This is a genomic window from Mycobacterium sp. P4_H6, assembly GCF_056400845.1.
In genome coordinates this window covers 14679-31218 of sequence record NZ_JBFUKN010000038.1, presented here as the reverse complement: position 1 = coordinate 31218, position 16540 = coordinate 14679, and the positions used below count along the sequence as shown (strand labels likewise).

Sequence of the window (16540 nt, the reverse complement as noted above, 5' to 3'; positions counted from 1 at the left end):
CGCTCGACAACTTTTCGGGTGAAACTCGCGTACCCGTCGTAAATCCGCGCGCGCAAGCAACCGGTACGCGAGTTTCGCCACAGTGTGGGGACCGCCAGAATTTTGCATAGCGCAACTAACGTGTAATGCTCGCGGCCGTGGTCTCCACCGAGCAGCGACGGCCGTTATCGGCCCATCCCGGCGTCCTCGTCGCCGTGCTGTGCGCTGCCGGTATCAGCGTCTCGCTGATGCAGACCCTGATCATCCCGCTCATCCCGGAGCTGCCGAAGCTGTTGCACGCCAGCCCGTCCAACGCGTCCTGGGCCATCACCGCCACGCTGCTGACGGCCGCCGTCGCCACACCGGTCTTCGGGCGCCTCGGCGATCTCTACGGCCCGAAACCGATCATGATCGTCTGCGCCGCGGTGCTGGTCGCCGGATCACTGGTGTCCGCACTGAGCACCTCGCTCGTCCCGTTCGTCATCGGCCGTGGCCTGCAGGGGCTGGGTATCCCGATCATCCCGCTGGGCATCAGCGTGCTGCGGGCCTCGGTGCCCGCCGAGCGGGTGGGCAGTGCGATGGGCCTGATGAGTTCCTCGCTCGGAGTGGGCGGCGCGCTCGGGTTGCCGCTCTCGGCCGCGATCGCTCAGCAGTTCAGCTGGCATGCCCTGTTCTGGTTCGCCGCGGCGCTCGGCGTCGTGCTGCTGGTGCTCTTCGTCGTGCTGGTGCCCGCGGTGCCGGCCTCCTCGAGTGACCGGCTCGATCCTTTGGGTGCACTCCTGCTCGCCGGTGGGCTGGTGACGTTGTTGCTCGGTATCACCAAGGGCCGGGACTGGGGCTGGACCTCGGGCATCACCGTCGGGATGTTCGCGGCATCGCTGGCGGTGTTCGCCGTCTTCGTGGTGTGGCAGCTGCGCTTCGACTCACCGATCGTGGACCTGCGCACCTCGGTTCGGCCGCCGGTCCTGCTCACCAACATCGCCTCGGTCGGTGTCGGATTCGCGATGTTCGCACTGACGTTGATCGCGCCGCAGGTGCTCGAATTACCCACCGACACCGGTTACGGGCTCGGCATGACCATGCTGGAGGCGGGGCTGTGGATGGCGCCCGGCGGGCTGGCGATGATGGTGATGGCGCCGATCGCGGCCCGGGTGGCCGGGGCCCGCGGACCCCGTTTCACGTTGTTTGTCGGCTGCGTCATCATCGCCGCGTCCTACCTGTCCGGGCTGTGGCTGCTCGGCAGCGGTCCGCAGGTGCTCGCGCTCAACGTGCTCATCAGCATCGGGGTGGGTTTCGCCTATGCGTCCATGCCGGCGCTCATCAACGCCGCGGTGCCGATGTCGGAGACCGCGGCCGCCAACGGTCTCAACGCGCTCGCGCGGTCGCTGGGCACCTCGATCTCCAGTGCCGTGCTCGGCGCCATCCTGGCGGCGATGACGATGACCGCCGGAGGACACGAGGTGCCCACCCTGGACGGGTTCCGGGTCGCGCTGATCGTCGCGGCGGCGGTGTCCGCACTGTCCGCGGTGCTGACGCTGTTGATCCCGGTGGCGCGTCAGCAGGCCGAGGTCACAGACCGAAGCGCTTCTTCACGTCTTGCGTCTGGAAGTGCTCCACGATGAGCCCCAGCAGAGGAACGGTTCCGGAGATCAGGGTGCCGATCGCGCGACCGAGCGGCCAGCGGACCTTCACCGCCAGGTTCGCGGTGGCGATCAGGTAGGCGAAGTACACCCAGCCGTGCACCACGGCGATCCAGCTCAGTGAGTCGTCCTGGAACCCGTACTTGCGCACCATCTCGTAGCAGAGCGCGATCAGCCAGAGGCCGGTCGCCCAGGCCAGGACCCGGTAGCTCGCCAGGGCCTTCTGGATGGAGGACAGCGGAACCAAGGGTTCCTGGCTGCTGGTTTCGGCCGGGGTCTCGGGCGTGCTCATGTGCTGGTCCTGTCGTCAGGGTTTTCGGATTGTGCGAGATCGGCGAGGTAGGCGTTGTACTCCCGCAGCGTCGGATCGTCGTCGGCCGGCGCCGCGGCCTTGGGGCGTTCCGGGAGGAGGCCGGCCGGGATCTCGGTGGCGCGCTCGGCATCGGTCGGCTCGTAGCTCGGTGGGGCTTCCTCGAGGCGTACGAACTTGAAGTACGCGTAGACGCAGAACGCGGCGAACATCGGCCACTGCAAGGCGTACCCGAGATTCAGGAACGTGCCCGAGTTGGACTCGTAGCGGGTCCACTGCCACCACGCCAGCAGCAGGCAGCCGCCGGCGCCGACGGCGGCCAGCGCGATGAGCGCCGGTCTCCTACGTCGTGTAGTGGACATGGGTCGACTTTACCGTCCGCCGATTCATACCTTGGGGCCGATGAACTCGTCGAGGCGCGCGGTCGCGGCTTTTCGATACACCGCGATCATGTAGCGGCTGTTCTGGGTCCACGGGATGCGCAGAGAGTCGAGGGCCGCGCAGAACAGCTCGCGGATCTCCGTGGAGTGGTTGGTGAAGTGGTATCGGACGCTGGCGACCCCGCGGTCGTTGGCCACCACCCGGCAGCCGTCGCTGTGGATGAGGCCGCGGACGAAGTGCTCGGTGGCGGCGTCGACGTGGGCCTGTTGCCAGGGTTCCAGGACGATCGGGCGGCGGTGCTTCGGGCCTGCTCCGTGTTGGGGAAACAGACACGGCCAGTGTTTGGAGAAGAGCGACACGTCGACGCAACCGGTCTTGCGGGGGAATACCGTCGCATGTTGGCCGAGCATGATTTTGTCAATGGCGTCACAGCAGCTCTCGATGATCCCCGGATACTTCTTGTCGAGTGTTACGCGGAGCCGCCACACGGAACGGCAGCGGCTGATGTATCCGTCGCCGAGGTACATGCCCAGGAGGTAGCTGTACGCGTCCGACGGCAGCATGCTGTAGTCGTGGCTGCTGCAGCTGTCGCGAGGTGCGATTGAAAGGGGGTTGTGCCGCCAATCGCAGACGGTCCGCCGGGGTATCCCCGTTAGTCGTGCGATCGCACAGTCGTTCAATCCGGCATCGATGAGCGAGCGCACAGTGGTGAAATCTTCGATCGAGCGCATAGGGCCTCCCGTTGCCTGCGCTCGACGTTAATTCGGGCTACCGACAACCAGATACGCGCAGCGAGACGGTAGTCTGAACCCGCTTGCGGGCGTGATGGAACGGCAGACATGCCGGCTTTAGGTGCCGGTGCTCGGAAGAGCGTGAGGGTTCGAATCCCTCCGCCCGCACCATGTAGTGACTTTCCGAGTCCAGCCTTGCCGCTGTCAGCCCGCGGCCGGCGGAGTTCCCCAGCACTCGACGACATCACCGAGATGCCGCAACATCACGTAGCGGTAATCCGATTCGCGGGCCTCGGCGGAGCGCTCGGCGTATTCCGCCCGCGCACCCACTTCGTCGCCCTGGAAGACGTCGGTCGGCACCGGCGGTACACCCGTGTTCTGTGGATCGTCGAGCACGCCGATCTGGACCATCCATGAGTTGTCAGCCATGAAGCCCTAGTACCCCGCATCGAGGCCGGCGAACGCCACCAGTTGCTCCATGCCGACGGGAAACCGTCGGCCGCTCAGCACGGCTGTGTCATAGTCGTCCGGGCGTTTTGCTCAGACGAAGGAGTCCCCGTGCAGATCGATCCGGCCGCCACGGCCTGGCTGCTTGTCAGCACCGCAATGGTCCTGTTGATGACACCCGGTCTGGCCATCTTCTACGGCGGCATGGTGCGCTCGACCGGCGTACTCAACATGATCATGATGAGCTTCATCTCCATCCCGGTCGTCACGGTGACGTGGGTGGTGGCCGGCTACAGCCTGGCCTTCGGCCAGGATGCCGGTGGCGGACTGATCGGCGGGCTGCAGCACATCGGGCTGTCCGGTATCGACCTGGACGCGGTGCGCTCCAATGTGCCCGAACTCCTGTTCGTCACCTTTCAGCTGGCGTTCGCGATCCTGACCGCGGCCCTGGTGAGTGGGGCCATCGCCGACCGCGCCAAGTTCTCGTCCTGGGTGTTGTTCGTGGCGGCATGGACTCTGCTGGTGTATTCGCCGGTGGCGCACTGGGTGTGGGGACCGGGCGGCTGGCTTTCGACGTTCGGTGCGCTCGATTATGCGGGCGGACTGGTTGTCGAAATCGTTTCGGGGGCATCGGCGCTGGCGCTTGCCCTGGTGCTCGGCCCGCGCATCGGCTTCAAGTCCGAGGCGATGCGTCCGCACAACCTTCCGTTCGTGCTGCTCGGTGTCGGCCTGCTGTGGTTCGGCTGGTTCGGATTCAACGCCGGATCGGCCTTCGCCGTCGATGGCAAGGCCGCCGTGATCTTCCTCAACACCCTGCTTGCCGGATGCCTTGGCATGCTCGGCTGGCTGGCGGTCGAACGGTTCCGCGACGGCCATCCGACCACCTTCGGTGCAGCCTCCGGTGTGGTCGCCGGTCTGGTCGCGATCACCCCGTCATGCGGGTTCGTCACACCGCTCGGTGCCATACTGGTCGGCCTCGTCGCCGGCGTGGTCTGCTCGTTTGCCATCGGCTGGAAATTCAAGGCCGGCTACGACGACTCCCTCGACGTGGTCGGGGTGCACTTCGTCGGGGGTGTGGTGGGCACGTTTCTGATCGGACTGCTGGCCGCAGAGATGGTCTCGGGCGGACCGGAAGGACTGTTCTACGGCGGCGGGATCACCCAACTGGGCAAGCAGACGCTCGCGATCGTCGTCGTCGCTGCCTTCGCGTTCGCGGTGTCCTTCGCGCTTGCCAAACTCATCGCGGTGACGGTCGGCTTCCGCGTCACCCGCGAGGATGAACTGTCCGGCATCGACTTCACCCAGCACGCGGAGACCGCCTACGCCGAGGGTGTGCACGGGACGCCGCACAAGCGCCCCGGAGCGTGAACTAGCGGGGTCCGTCGACCGCGAACGTGCCCTTGTCGTCCTGGAATTCGACATAGACGTGGCGGACGGTGCCGTCGATCTCCACCGCGCAGGTAAAGCTGTCACCCTTGGCCGCCGACGGGTCCTTGCCGTCATTGCACCGCAGCGCGCTGATGCTGTTGGCGCCGTAACCGTTGATCGGGTCCGTCAGGATCTCCCGGACGCCTGCCTCGGCCTGCTCGACGTTGATGACGGTCGTATCGCGAAAGAGGAACTGCCACACTGCCACCCCGGCGATCACCAGTGCGACGGCCATGCCGGCGCCGATGAGCAACGTGCGCTTGTCGGGCCCGGACCGCTTGGCCGGCGCGCGGTGCGGCGTCGGGGTGCCCGGGGGCAGGGTGTAGCGGTTCGGGTCGACGACCGGTGCCGGTCGCTGTGGCTGCGGCGGCGGGGGCATGCGCTGCGGCTGTGGCTGCGGCGGGTATCCCGGGGAGGGCGGGTACGGCTGCTGGCGCGGCGGGTATTGCTGCGGGGCAGGCGGATAGGACTGTCGCGGAGGTGGTCCGGGCGGCCGGCCCGGCGACGGTGGCGCTCCGTGCCGTGGTGGCCCGCCCGGTGCCGGCGCGCCACCCGGGCGTGTCCACCACGGCTGCTGCGAGGGGTCCGGTGGGCGCGTCATGCGGTTCCCTCGCAGGCTCGGAACCCGCAAGCGTCGCTCATGCCGAGAACYGTTCGTAGCACTGCTCGGGATCACCGGACAACCCGGCCCGGTAGGCCAGGATTCTRGTGAAACCGGCGGTGGCGGTCACACCGTTGACATCGCTGGCGGCCAGGCCGTTGGTCAGCAGGCCGGAGATCGCCTCGTCGGTATCGCCGGCCGACAGCGTCAGCGGACTTCCCGGCTCGGCCATCCGGCCCTGGGCCACCCCGGTGAGGCAGGCAGTGCGCAGAGCCGTCACAGGCGATTCCAGCGGGATGCCGCGTTCGTGTTGCACGGCAAGCGCATAGCGCGACGTGATGATCGACAGCGCGGTGTTGTCACCCTGCAGCAGCACACCTTGCTGTTCGGATTTCGGCGTGCCGAGCTCCTGCAGGGCGGGCAGATTGACGTTGATCGTGTTGGTCGACGGGCAGTACGCGGCGGGCGAAATCGATTCCGCGTCCGGGCAACTGGCCATCTCCATGTTCAGCGCCGGGGGGCTGGAGGGGGAGTAGATGTCACCGAGGGTGGTCATCAGGTTGTTCAGCAGATCGACGTCGATGACGCTGTCGCCGGCGGTCGGGTCACCGTAGGAGTCGTAGGACAGGAACTGCGGCAGGTCGCCCTGGCGTTCGATGATCTCATTCATGTCGATGGCCGCGCACTGATCGGCGTTGCCGCTGAACCCGATCTGGAAGGCGCTGATCCGGTCGAGGGCCGATCCGTGCGCATCCCCGGTGAGGATGGCTTCCTCCTGTGTCATCAGCGGGTCGCGGATGTAGATCGCGCCGGCCAGAACGTGATTGAGGCCGTCGCCGGTGCTCAGCGCGAAGCGCGGTGACTTTCCGGCGGCGACCCAGTGCAGGTACACCCCGGCGAAGCAGTCGGCCTGCTGTTCCTTGACCAGCACCGGGGTGGACTTCTCCACCAGATGTGCCTTGGCTTGCACCGCATGGCCGAATTCGTGGGCCATCACGCCCACCACGCCCATCTCGCCGAAATACTGCGCCGCGCCGGGGACGAATTCGCCGCGATCCCAGGCCATCACGTCGCCGTCGTAGCAGTAGAACGCGTTGGACAGTTCGTAGAGGTCATTGCCGCAGACCTGCGGGCTGTTCGGGTCCGACGCGTCATAGGAGACCAGCGCGGACACCGGGCTGTAGGTCCCGGTCAGCGCCCCATTCCAGTTCTCCGACCAGAACTGCTCCAGATCGTCGATGGCCCGCAACGCCAGTTGATCCACCGGGCCGCCATCGCTGTTCTCCGCGGTGCGGGTGGGAGCGGGCGCGTCGGGGCGGGGCCCACTGGGGCCGTCGCTGGCGGGCAATCCACCGGCACGGGAGGGGTCGTAGAGCATCGACACGGCGCGGCCGTCGAGCATGGTCGTGCCGCATCCGGTGAGCAACAAGGCCGCGGTGAGTGCAACACTGAGCCATCCAGCGAGGCGTCCGGCCCGTCGGTGCATGCCGTCAGGCTAACAAGGCGCGGGCCGGGACCTGGGTTCGAGAACTGTCTGGGGGCTACCTCGGCTGCTCGTCGACCTTGATATCGAAGGTCACCTCGCCACGGTTGACGGTCGTCACCGTCACGCCGTAGGTCTTGCCCGCATCCCTGAGTTCGCAGCGCAGCGTGGCACCCTCGTTGCCGCCGAGATCGGCCGGGCAGGTCACCGACTGCGGGGCCCGGCCGATTTGTCTGCCGATCTGCTCGGCGATCTGTTCGGCGACGGTCTCCCTGCCGATGGTCTGCTCGATGTGCAGGTCGACCTGGTCGCCCTCGGCACTGCCCACCGTCACGCTGACGTGGCGCTGCTGTCCGTCATCGGCGAGCGTGCACTCCAGAGTGGCCCCGACCGAAGCCGCGAGATCGCCCGGGCAGCTGACCGAATCCGGGGCCGCACCGGACTGCTCGGTGACTTCCTCGACGATCTGATCCTGGACGCGTTCCCTGCTGACGCTCTTGTCGGTCGGCACCGAACACGACCCGAGCATCACCATGGCGACCAGCGCCGGCGCGACCGTCGACCACCGAGGCATAGCAGCACGATGGCACAAGTCCGACGGGCCGGCAGCGTTATCGGAAGCGCGCCGCCAGTGCGCGCCGGTGCGCGATCGGTGACCCGAACAGCGCCCGGTTCAGGGTGGCCCGCTTCAGGTAGACGTGTACGCCGCTTTCCCAGGTGTAGCCGATGCCGCCGTGCAGTTGCATGGCCTTGCCCGCGACAGCGACGGCGGTCTCGGACGCGTAGGCCTTGGCCATGGACACCGCCGTCTGGGCGTCGGAGTTCGCGGCCACGGCGTCGACCGCAGCCTCGACGAGGCGGCGGGTCACCCGGATCTGGACCAGCATGTCCGCGCACGCGTGTTTCACCGCCTGGAAGGACCCGATGGGGCGGCCGAACTGGTGGCGGATACCGACATAGTCGACGGTGGCGGCCAGCATGGCCTCGGCCAGACCGAGGCTGTCGGCGGCGATGGCGACGGTGCCGCGGTCCAACAGGTACTGGGTCGCCGGGAACGGCCACACCTGGGTGGGTTGCGCACCGTCGGCGGTGACGGTGGCGAGCCGACGGGTCTCATCGAGCGTCGGTTGCACCGTGATCACCAGTCCGGTGGCCGCCGGGTCGATCTCCACGAGCACGGGCGTGCCCTCGGAGTCCTGGGCGGGAACCAGCAGACGGGTCGCCTCGGCGGCGTCCGGCACGAAATCGGCGGTGCCGCTGAGCCCGCCGGCGGCCAGGGTGAACCCGACGCCGGGGCGGTCACCGGTGCTCAGCACGGCGACGGGCAGTTCGGTGCCCTCGGCGGCCGCGGACAACGCGTCATCGCGCGCGGTGTCGGGGGACAGCGCGAGCAGTGCCCCGATGCCGAGGCTGACGCCGAGGTGGCTGCTGCGCGCAGAGGCGCGTCCGAGTTCCTCTGCGACGACGGCAGTTTCGGCAAAAGACACCTCGGCGCCGCCGAGTGTCTCCGCGATCTCCAGGCCCGGCCAGCCGGCCCGGGTGACGAGCGTCCAGTCCGGGTGCCCGGTGGTCAGCAGATTTCTGGCCACCGAACGCAGCTCGGGATGCAGGTCGGCGAATTCGCGTGTCATCAGGCTCCTGCCGGTTCGCGGGGCAGGCCCAATCCGCGCTCACCGATGATGGTGCGCTGAATCTCGCTGGCACCACCCGGGATGGTCCACTCCCAGGATCCGATGAAGTCGAGCACCCAGGCCCCGGATTCCCAGCCGCTGGATATCGGTTTGGTCAGCACGGTGTGCCCGGCCAGGCCGCTGATCTCGGCCCCGAAATCGGTCAGCCGCTGCAGCAGCTCGCTGTAGAACAGCTTCACCACCGAGGCGTCGGCCGGGCCGTCGCTTCGGCCCTCGACAAGATCGCGGCACAGCCCGCGCAACCCGGTGATCTCGATCTCGAACTGCGCCAGCCGGTCTGCCACCAGTGCATCGGTGAGCAGGCCCGCACGTTCACATTCGATGATCAGCCAGCGCAAGCCGGCGTTGCCGAGGCGCTCGGCCAGCTCGAGCATCGTCATCCCGCGTTCGGCGCCGAGGGTCTCCTGGGCGACCTGCCACCCCTTGTTCTCCGGGCCCACCAGGTTCGCGGCGGGGACCCGGACGTCGTTGAGGAAGACTTCACAGAAATGCGATTCGCCGGTGGCCTGTTTGATCGGTCTGACCTCGATGCCCGGGGACTTCATGTCCATCAGGAAGTACGAGATGCCGTGTCGTTTCTTGGCCTCCGGATCAGTGCGGGCGAGCAGTAGACACCAGTCCGCATGCAGTCCGCCGCTGGCCCACACCTTCTGCCCGTTGACCACGAAATCGTCACCGTCGCGCCGTGCCGTGGTGCGCAGGGCGGCGAGATCGGATCCGGCCTCGGGCTCGGAGAAGCCCTGCACCCAGATCTCCCCATCGAGGATCGCCGGGAGGTGTCGGCGGCGCTGCTCCTCGGTGCCCGCGGCCAATAGGGTGGACGCGGCGTGGTGGATGCCGACGAAGGCCAGCACCAGCCGGGGTGCGTCATGTGCGGCGAGTTCGGAGTACAGCACGATCTGTTCGGCCACCGTCATGCCGCCGCCCCACTCGGCCGGCCAGTGTGGCACCGCAAAACCCGCGGTGTGCAGTTCGGCGAACCAGGCCTTCTGGAACCGCACGTATTCGTCATCACTCACCCCGGTCTGGGCGGCGCGCCAATCGGCGGGCACATGTTCGGCACACCACTGCCGGACCCGCTCGCGGAACTCGTCGAGATCTTGGGTCATGTTGCGTCGCTGTACAGTCCGGTCAGGCCACGGGTGCCCAACAGTTCGGTCAGTTGTGCGCGGGTCGCGGACAGTCCCAGCGGCAGCCGGCGCAGCGGTTGGCTGTACCGCGACAGCCAGGACAACACGGTCTCGTCGCAGAACCCGACGGCGCCGTGCAGCTGATGGGTCACCCGGAACACCACCTCGGCGGCTTCCAGCGCGGCCAGCCGCAGGGCCAGCGCGTCGGCGAGTGCATCGGGGCCGGTCACGGTGGACAGCGCGTAGCGGGCCAGCATCTCCAGGCCGCTGCGCTCCACTTCGGCATCGGTGAGCTGGAACTGCACACTCTGGAATGCCGACAGCGGCTGACCGAACTGCCGGCGCAGTTTGACGTGCGCGACGGTGAGTTCCATTGCCCGGTCCAGCATGCCGAGCAACGTCCAGCACGGCAGCACCAGGGCCAGAGCGATATCCCCGGCGCCCGCATCGTCGAGGTCGTCGAGTTCCAGCGAGGTGACGAAACCCGTGCGGGCCCCGGAGGTACCCGTCACCCGGGCACGGTGACCGTCCACCGTGACTGTCGCCCAGGCGCCATCGACACCGGCGATGGCGGCGGCCGGCGCGGGCCCGGCAACCACGATCAGACCGTCGGCCTCGATATCGGCGGGGCGGGCCAGCCGCTCGGCCAACGGGTAGGGCAGACCCCAGTACCCGGCACTGCGGCACAGCGCGGCCGCGGCTTCGGCGGAGTCGGTGTCACCGCGTGGCTCCAGGTCCCAGGCGCCCAGACCCTTCAGTGTCGCCCCGACGAGCGATTCCCGTTGGGAGGGATCGGCTTCGGCGCGCTGCAGCAGCGCATCACCGCCGGCGGACTCGAACGCGCGCAGCGCCTGGTCTCCGTACTCGCGGGCTTCGGGGCTGAGGTCGATGTTCACGACGCCGCCAACAGGGTGCGGGCCAGCAGAATGCGCTGCATCTCGATGCTGCCCGAAGACACTGTGGAGGGCTGCGAGTACCGCCAGTGGTCCTCGACCTCGGAGGTGTAGATCTGCGAAACCCCTTCGGGCAGTGCGGCGATGATCTCCATGAGCACCTCGGCGCTGTCCTGGTCGAGTTTGGTGACCGCGATGCGGTAGGCCGCCGAATCGGTGGGGCGCACCTGTCCCTCGGCCTGCAGCGCCACCAGTCGGTAGGCCATCAGCCGCGCGCGTCGGCAATGCGTGAGCATCCTCGCCCACCGGCCGCGCAGCTCCTCGGGCAGCTCGGCCCAGTGCTCGGCCAGGGCTTTCGGGGCCAGGTGCAGCAGCCGTTCACAGCGGGCATAGCGGGCGATGCCGACGCGCTCGAACGCCAGCACGCTCTGCACCACCGTCCAGCCGTCGTCGACGGTGCCGAGCACATCGGCGTCGGTCACCCGCAGATCATCGAAGAACACCTCGTTGAGGTGGTGTGGGCCCATCATGGTCTGGATGGGCCGCACCGTGATCGCCGGATCCGCCATGGGCACCAGGAAGATCGTCAAGCCGTGCTGTTTCTTACGAGCCGGATCCTCTCCGATCTTGGAGGTCCGGGCCAGCAGGAAGCACCACTGCGCCATCGTCGCGTACGACGTCCAGATCTTCTGCCCGTTGATCACCCAGCCGTCGCCGTCGCGGACCGCCGAGGTCCGCAGCGACGCCAGGTCCGATCCCGCCTCCGGCTCGGAAAACCCTTGGCACCAGATCACTTCACCGGCCGCGATCGGCGGCAGGTGTCTGGCCTGCTGCTCGGGAGTGCCGTGCCGCATGATGATCGGCCCCACCCAGTTCACCCCCATGTACTGCGCGCCGCGCGGTTCGTGGTGAGCCCACATCTCCTCGCGCACCACCGTCTGCTCCCAGGCTGAGGAGGCCTTCCCGCCGAACTCGGTGGGCCAGGACATGCACAGCAGCCCGCGCTCGGCGAGCAGCCGGCAGAAGGCCTGGGCCACCTCGAGATCGTCGGGATTGTGGGTGAACGCGCCCAGGTAGTCCTCGGCGATATGCGATTTCACCAGGTCGCGCAGCTCGCCGCGCAACGCGGCGGCGTCCGGCCCCATTTCGAAGTCCACGTTCGCGATCGTAGGGCAATCCTTATAAGGATTGCTAGTATTTGTTCCATGCGTACCCCGCAACACCGCATCGCCGAGACCGTCGCGGGCGAGCTGCGGGACCGGATCCTGGCCGGCGCCGACCGATTGCCGACCCAGGACCAGCTGGTCACCGAGTTCGGTGTCAGCTATCCCTCGGTCCGCGAGGCGCTGCGCATCCTGGAGACCGAGGGGTTGGTGACGGTGCGCCGCGGCAGCGTCGGCGGCGCCGAGGTACACCGGCCCGACGAATCGTCGGCGGCCTATCACCTGGGTCTGGCGCTGCAGGGGTCCGCCGTGTCGCTGGGCGACCTGGCGGCCGGACTGCAGCTACTCGAACCGCTGTGTGTGGCCGAGGTGGCGCGCCGCACGGATCGGCTCAAGATCGTGGTGCCGGCACTCACCCGCAATGTCGACGCGTCCGCCGAAGCGGTCGCCGATGGCGCCGCCTTCACCCGCATCGCGCGTGAATTCCATGATCTGGTGGTCGAATACACCCCGAACGCCACCGTCCGACACGTGGTGGGAAGCCTGGTCGCGCTGTGGTCGGCACAGGAGGAGAAGTGGGCCGACTACGTCGTCAAGCGCGGCGAGTACCCCTCACCGGCGCAGGCGCGCGGCGCCGTACGCACCCACCGCAGGCTCGTCGRGGAGATCGCCGCGGGCAACGCGTCCGAGGCCGAACGCATCGCGCGCAAGCACCTGGCCGCCACCCAGGCCGTGCTGCTGGAACGCTTCACCGATGACGTGGTGCGGGCGGCACGTGGCGCAAAGCCGCACGAACGGCGTACCTGCTGACCTAGGTTCTGCCCATGACAGCAGTGGTGATCACCGGAGCGGCATCGGGTATCGGACGGGCGAGCGCGCAGGCGTTGGTCGCCGACGGGAGACGGGTCGTGTTGTGGGATATGGCCGCTGAGGTCATCGAGGTCGCGGCCGAGTTGGGGATGCCCGGTGCCGTCGTCGACGTCACGGACACCGCGGCGACCGCGGCCGCCATCGGGTCGCTCGACGGGGTCGACGGGCTGGTGCATGCCGCAGGCCGGGTGATCCCGGAACCGGTGGGCGCCTACACCGAGGAATCCTGGGATGCGGTGCTCGATGTGAATTTGCGCGCACAGGCGATGCTGGTGCAGCAGCTGCTGCCTCAGCTGGAGGTCAGCGCTCGCTCCGGAGGCGCGCCGGCGGTCGTCGGCATCTCGAGTATCGAAGGGCTGACGGCCAATCCGTTCATCCCGGCCTACTGCGCGTCCAAGGCCGGGCTGCTCGGACTGACCCGGTCGATGGCGGCTCAGCTCGGTCCGTCCGGGATCCGGATCAACGCGGTGTGCCCCGGCTTCATCCGCACGCCGATGCTGCAGATCGCGCTGGACGTCGAGGAGGTCCGCGACAGTTTCGTGCAGGCCGCACCGCTGGGCCGGATCGGCGATCCCGAGGAGGTGGCCGCGGCGGTGGCGTTCCTGATGTCACCGAAGGCGTCGTTCATCACCGGTACCTACCTGGTGGTCGACGGGGGAGTGACCAGTCGTCACGCCTGAGGCAGGTCCAGGATGCGTCGGGTCACCTTGAGGATCTGGGCCCGCAGGGTGTCATCGTCGACATCGGTGACCAGCGGGTGCATCACCGCCGCGCTGAGTGCCCCGGACATGACCGCGGCATTGACCCGGGCCTCGACTCCGACACCGCCGCCGAGCAGCACCTGATACAGCCGCTCGATGAACTGCGCGAAGGGCTGGTGCTCGGCCAGCAGGCGCACCACGACCGGGTCGAACTGCAGCACGCCGGTGAGCTGGCGGCGGGTGACAGCCATGTCGACGACCCGGGTGAGCAGCACATCACGCGCGGTCACCTGGTCGGCCTCTTCTTCCGCGGCGTCCAGGGCGTCCTGCAGCGCGGCCAGCTCGGTCTCGGCGACGGCGATGACGACCTCGTCCTTGCTCTTGAACTGGTGGTAGACAGCGGCTTTCGTGACACCGATGGCATCGGCGATCATCTGCAGCGAGGTGCCGCTGACACCGTGCGCGCCGAACAGGTCCAGGGCGGCAGTGATCACGCGGGTCTGTGCGGCGCTGTAGGTGGTCGGCGCCAGCCTGCCCTCGGTGCTCACGCGGCCAGCGTAGCCGGTCGGCTAGGCCGGCCGCCCTACCTCGGGTCCATCCGGAAGATCGGCATCCTCCCGAGTAACGCCTCGAATTCGTCGGGACCGCCCTCGGTGACCAGCCCGCCCTGGCGCAGGAAGCCGACCCAGCCCGGAATGAGGCTCGGTAGCAGTCGCAGCAGCGGTCGGGCGTCGTCGTCAGCGAGTTCGACCGCCATGACCCGCTCGATCCGCCGCCCGCGGCCCAGCGTGATGGACGGGTTGGCCCGCGCGTTCGCGATCCAGGCCGCCCCCGGTGCTGCGGCGACGTACTGCCTGCCGTCGACGAACATCGGTGTCACCGGTGTCGCCCGCGGCTGCCCCGATGTGCGTCCGGTGGCCGTGAGGATCACCGGACCCTTTGCACCGAAACGGATTCCGATCCGCGACAGCGCAACGATCACTGCGTTGCCGGGCTTGATGTACCAGGGCAGTTTCACATTCACTCCAAATTGAGGTCGACACTCAAGTTACCGACGCCAGCCTACCGTTATATTGAGGACCTGCGTCAACTTAGTTCCGGAGGTGCGATGGCCCAGCAACGCGCGATGCGCGCCGATGCCCGGCGCAACCTGGAGAAACTGCTGGACGCGGCGCGGGCCGTGTTCCGTGAGCGCGGACTGGGCGCACCGCTGGAAGCCGTCGCGGCCCACGCCGGGGTCAGCATCGGCACGCTGTACAACCGCTTCTCCACCCGCGAGGAACTCATCGATGCGGCCCTGCCGGCGCTGCTCACCCAGACGCTGGGGGAACTGTCCGAGCGGTCGCTGGCCGCCTCCTCGCCGTGGGATCGCCTCGCCGCCTACGTGTTCGGGTTGTCCGAGTTGCAGGCCGGCGACCACGCCTTCAGCGATGCGATGTGCAGCTCGCGGTACGCGTCACCCGCCATCGAAAAGGTGTGCGGGGCCGGCCTCCAACTCGGCGCACGGTTGATCGCCGACGCCCAGTCCGACGGCGCCCTGCGCGCGGACGTCACCGTCGATGACCTGTACACCGCGCTGTGGCTCAACGCCTGCCTGGCCGATCACGGCGGGCCGGAGGCGACGGTGGTGGCCCGTCGTCAAATATCACTGCTGCTCGACGGGTTGCGGTCCACGGCCGCGAGCCCGCTCCCCGGCGGCGCCGCCGAGGCCGCCACGGTCGCATCACGTCTCATGCGGGCGTAGCGAAATGACGCGGATCACACGGACGCCCGCGTTTAGTTAGCCAATAGAAGCGGTATTTGTCTGCAGTTCAGTTTGCAACGGGGCAGACCGCTCCGTAGGTGCTCAGAAAGAGGATCTCGTGATGAATGTGAAGAAGATGATCGCTGGAGCCGCCATCGCCGGTGGCCTCGTCGCCGGCCCGCTTGCGTTGGCTGGCACGGCGTTCGCCGACCCCGCTCCGGTTCCGCTGCCGCCGGCCGGCCCCAGCGCGGGTACCGCACCGGCGTGGGCGCCRCCCAAGCCGGCCGACCCGGCATGGGCGCAGGGCAACCCGCAGGTCTGGGATGCCGGCTGGAACCACTGGGGCGTCTGGATCAACAACGTCTTCGTCCCCACTTACTGACCGTCGTCAATCGCGCGCCCCGCTCGGCCTCACGCCGAGCGGGGCGCGCTTTCGCGTTTCGGGGGCCAGGGCACGAACCGCGAGACCCGGTCCACCACATCCCGATAGGCGGGACGGCGTTGCAGGCTGCGTTCTTCCATCATCGGGATGCTCGCCCCGAGGAACATCGCCAGGATGGCGAGCGCGCCGATGATCAACCACCACCAGTCCGCCGGCGCCGCCGCGATACCGAAGAGCGCCAGCGCCGCCCAGAAGCTGAACTCACCGAAATAGTTGGGATGCCGCGACCAACCCCACACCCCGCGATCCATGGCGTCACCGCTGCGGCGCTCGGCGACGAAACGGTGCATCTGCGCATCGGCGACGAGTTCCAGCGTCACCGCGGCCAGGCCCACGACGAAGGCGATCCAGGCAAGCCACCCCAGTCCGGGACCGGGGTGGGTCACCGCCACGTACACCGGCACCATGGCCAGGAAAACCTGCAGTGTGGGGATCAGGTGGATGGCGACCAGATCGGCGAGGATCTCGAAGCGGCCGGCGCGCTGCTTGAACATCGGGTAGCGCCAGTCCTCGTGATGCAGACCCGGGAACGCGTACACCCAGTTCGCGGTCAGGCGGATCGCCCACAGCACCACGACGATGGTGATGAGCCAGGTGCGCAGCGGGTCGACATCGGCGCTGCGATACACCCAATAGAACAACAGCAGCGGCGGAATGACGCTCCAATAGGCGTCATAGAAGCTGGAATTGCGGTACACCCGGCTGAAGACGAAGATCGCCACGGTCGCCAGCAGATCGGCGATCAGGGTGTCGAGCCAGAGTCGATCGGTGCTCGGGCCCAGCCACAACCACGCCACCGCCACCGCGATGGCGACGACGTAGGCCGCGGTCACCACGCCCAGCGAGCGCGACTTGCTGATGGTCGTCATGGACTGAGCCTAAAGGGGTGCCAGATCCAGTCTCCCA

Annotated in this window: 20 protein-coding genes and 1 tRNA gene; 7 read left to right on the top strand and 14 right to left on the bottom strand. The window is 68.0% G+C overall.

Going from position 1 to position 16540, the window contains the following annotated elements:
- The first annotated feature begins 125 nt into the window (after window positions 1–125).
- Window positions 126–1601 (top strand): MFS transporter, encoded by a 1476-nt coding sequence (locus AC1DTF_RS17160; RefSeq protein WP_477474931.1) that lies wholly within the window; start codon window positions 126–128, stop codon window positions 1599–1601.
- On the opposite strand, the gene AC1DTF_RS17155 is transcribed toward AC1DTF_RS17160, so the two are convergent.
- From AC1DTF_RS17155 to AC1DTF_RS17145, 3 genes are read right to left on the bottom strand one after another with little or no spacing between them, the layout of a single operon-like run.
- Complete coding sequence (locus AC1DTF_RS17155; RefSeq protein ID WP_057167328.1) at window positions 1549–1911, bottom strand: DUF3817 domain-containing protein; 363 nt, start codon at window positions 1909–1911, stop codon at window positions 1549–1551. The two genes, AC1DTF_RS17160 and AC1DTF_RS17155, sit on opposite strands and share 53 nt — an antisense overlap.
- Entirely contained in the window at window positions 1908–2291 is a 384-nt protein-coding gene (locus AC1DTF_RS17150; protein WP_477474930.1) for a hypothetical protein, read from the bottom strand. The genes AC1DTF_RS17155 and AC1DTF_RS17150 overlap by 4 nt, the downstream gene beginning before the upstream one ends.
- A gap of 24 nt (window positions 2292–2315) precedes the next feature.
- Window positions 2316–3041: a hypothetical protein gene (locus AC1DTF_RS17145; protein ID WP_477474929.1), complete on the bottom strand. Its 726-nt coding sequence runs from the start codon at window positions 3039–3041 to the stop codon at window positions 2316–2318.
- A gap of 85 nt (window positions 3042–3126) precedes the next feature.
- Between AC1DTF_RS17145 and AC1DTF_RS17140 the strand changes: the two genes are divergently transcribed.
- Window positions 3127–3212: transfer RNA gene (locus tag AC1DTF_RS17140), tRNA-Leu, on the top strand.
- A gap of 33 nt (window positions 3213–3245) precedes the next feature.
- On the opposite strand, the gene AC1DTF_RS17135 is transcribed toward AC1DTF_RS17140, so the two are convergent.
- Window positions 3246–3470 carry a hypothetical protein gene (locus AC1DTF_RS17135; RefSeq protein ID WP_477474928.1) on the bottom strand — a complete coding sequence of 75 codons (225 nt, stop codon included), beginning with the start codon at window positions 3468–3470 and terminating at the stop codon, window positions 3246–3248.
- 129 nt (window positions 3471–3599) lie between these two features.
- Here AC1DTF_RS17135 and AC1DTF_RS17130 point away from each other — a divergent pair, with 129 nt between their 5' ends.
- Window positions 3600–4856, top strand: a complete 1257-nt coding sequence (locus AC1DTF_RS17130) for an ammonium transporter (RefSeq protein ID WP_082614138.1) — start codon at window positions 3600–3602, stop codon at window positions 4854–4856.
- A gap of 1 nt (window position 4857) precedes the next feature.
- On the opposite strand, the gene AC1DTF_RS17125 is transcribed toward AC1DTF_RS17130, so the two are convergent.
- From AC1DTF_RS17125 to AC1DTF_RS17095, 7 genes are read right to left on the bottom strand one after another with little or no spacing between them, the layout of a single operon-like run.
- Window positions 4858–5517, bottom strand: coding sequence for a DUF4333 domain-containing protein (locus AC1DTF_RS17125; protein WP_477474927.1), 660 nt, complete (start codon window positions 5515–5517; stop codon window positions 4858–4860).
- Between the two features lie 37 nt (window positions 5518–5554).
- Complete coding sequence (locus AC1DTF_RS17120) at window positions 5555–7003, bottom strand: neutral zinc metallopeptidase (RefSeq protein ID WP_477474926.1); 1449 nt, start codon at window positions 7001–7003, stop codon at window positions 5555–5557.
- A gap of 55 nt (window positions 7004–7058) precedes the next feature.
- Window positions 7059–7574, bottom strand: a complete 516-nt coding sequence (locus tag AC1DTF_RS17115; protein WP_057167323.1) for a DUF4333 domain-containing protein — start codon at window positions 7572–7574, stop codon at window positions 7059–7061.
- A gap of 37 nt (window positions 7575–7611) precedes the next feature.
- The gene (locus AC1DTF_RS17110) at window positions 7612–8631 is read right to left on the bottom strand and encodes an acyl-CoA dehydrogenase family protein (protein WP_477474925.1); all 1020 of its coding nucleotides are present in this window, start codon (window positions 8629–8631) and stop codon (window positions 7612–7614) included.
- The gene (locus tag AC1DTF_RS17105) at window positions 8631–9800 is read right to left on the bottom strand and encodes an acyl-CoA dehydrogenase family protein (protein WP_477474924.1); all 1170 of its coding nucleotides are present in this window, start codon (window positions 9798–9800) and stop codon (window positions 8631–8633) included. Before AC1DTF_RS17105 ends, AC1DTF_RS17110 begins: the two co-directional genes overlap by 1 nt.
- Entirely contained in the window at window positions 9797–10717 is a 921-nt protein-coding gene (locus tag AC1DTF_RS17100; protein WP_477474923.1) for an acyl-CoA dehydrogenase family protein, read from the bottom strand. The genes AC1DTF_RS17105 and AC1DTF_RS17100 overlap by 4 nt, the downstream gene beginning before the upstream one ends.
- Entirely contained in the window at window positions 10714–11871 is a 1158-nt protein-coding gene (locus AC1DTF_RS17095; protein WP_477474922.1) for an acyl-CoA dehydrogenase family protein, read from the bottom strand. Before AC1DTF_RS17095 ends, AC1DTF_RS17100 begins: the two co-directional genes overlap by 4 nt.
- Before the next feature lie 48 nt (window positions 11872–11919).
- Between AC1DTF_RS17095 and AC1DTF_RS17090 the strand changes: the two genes are divergently transcribed.
- Window positions 11920–12687 carry a FadR/GntR family transcriptional regulator gene (locus tag AC1DTF_RS17090; RefSeq protein ID WP_477474921.1) on the top strand — a complete coding sequence of 256 codons (768 nt, stop codon included), beginning with the start codon at window positions 11920–11922 and terminating at the stop codon, window positions 12685–12687.
- Window positions 12688–12701: 14 nt separating this feature from the next.
- Window positions 12702–13427, top strand: a complete 726-nt coding sequence (locus tag AC1DTF_RS17085) for an SDR family NAD(P)-dependent oxidoreductase (protein WP_477474920.1) — start codon at window positions 12702–12704, stop codon at window positions 13425–13427.
- On the opposite strand, the gene AC1DTF_RS17080 is transcribed toward AC1DTF_RS17085, so the two are convergent.
- Window positions 13418–13996: a TetR/AcrR family transcriptional regulator gene (locus AC1DTF_RS17080; RefSeq protein ID WP_057167316.1), complete on the bottom strand. Its 579-nt coding sequence runs from the start codon at window positions 13994–13996 to the stop codon at window positions 13418–13420. The genes AC1DTF_RS17085 and AC1DTF_RS17080 overlap by 10 nt on opposite strands.
- 35 nt (window positions 13997–14031) lie before the next feature.
- A complete protein-coding gene (locus tag AC1DTF_RS17075; RefSeq protein WP_477474919.1) occupies window positions 14032–14472 on the bottom strand; it encodes a nitroreductase/quinone reductase family protein in 441 nt (146 codons plus the stop codon).
- A gap of 84 nt (window positions 14473–14556) precedes the next feature.
- On the opposite strand from AC1DTF_RS17075, the gene AC1DTF_RS17070 reads away from it, so the two are divergent.
- Both AC1DTF_RS17070 and AC1DTF_RS17065 read left to right on the top strand, forming a co-directional pair.
- The gene (locus tag AC1DTF_RS17070) at window positions 14557–15192 is read left to right on the top strand and encodes a TetR/AcrR family transcriptional regulator (RefSeq protein ID WP_477474918.1); all 636 of its coding nucleotides are present in this window, start codon (window positions 14557–14559) and stop codon (window positions 15190–15192) included.
- A gap of 121 nt (window positions 15193–15313) precedes the next feature.
- The gene (locus AC1DTF_RS17065) at window positions 15314–15574 is read left to right on the top strand and encodes a hypothetical protein (RefSeq protein ID WP_057167313.1); all 261 of its coding nucleotides are present in this window, start codon (window positions 15314–15316) and stop codon (window positions 15572–15574) included.
- Between the two features lie 29 nt (window positions 15575–15603).
- On the opposite strand, the gene AC1DTF_RS17060 is transcribed toward AC1DTF_RS17065, so the two are convergent.
- A complete protein-coding gene (locus tag AC1DTF_RS17060) occupies window positions 15604–16503 on the bottom strand; it encodes a DUF1295 domain-containing protein (RefSeq protein WP_477474917.1) in 900 nt (299 codons plus the stop codon).
- Between the last annotated feature and the right edge of the window lie 37 nt (window positions 16504–16540).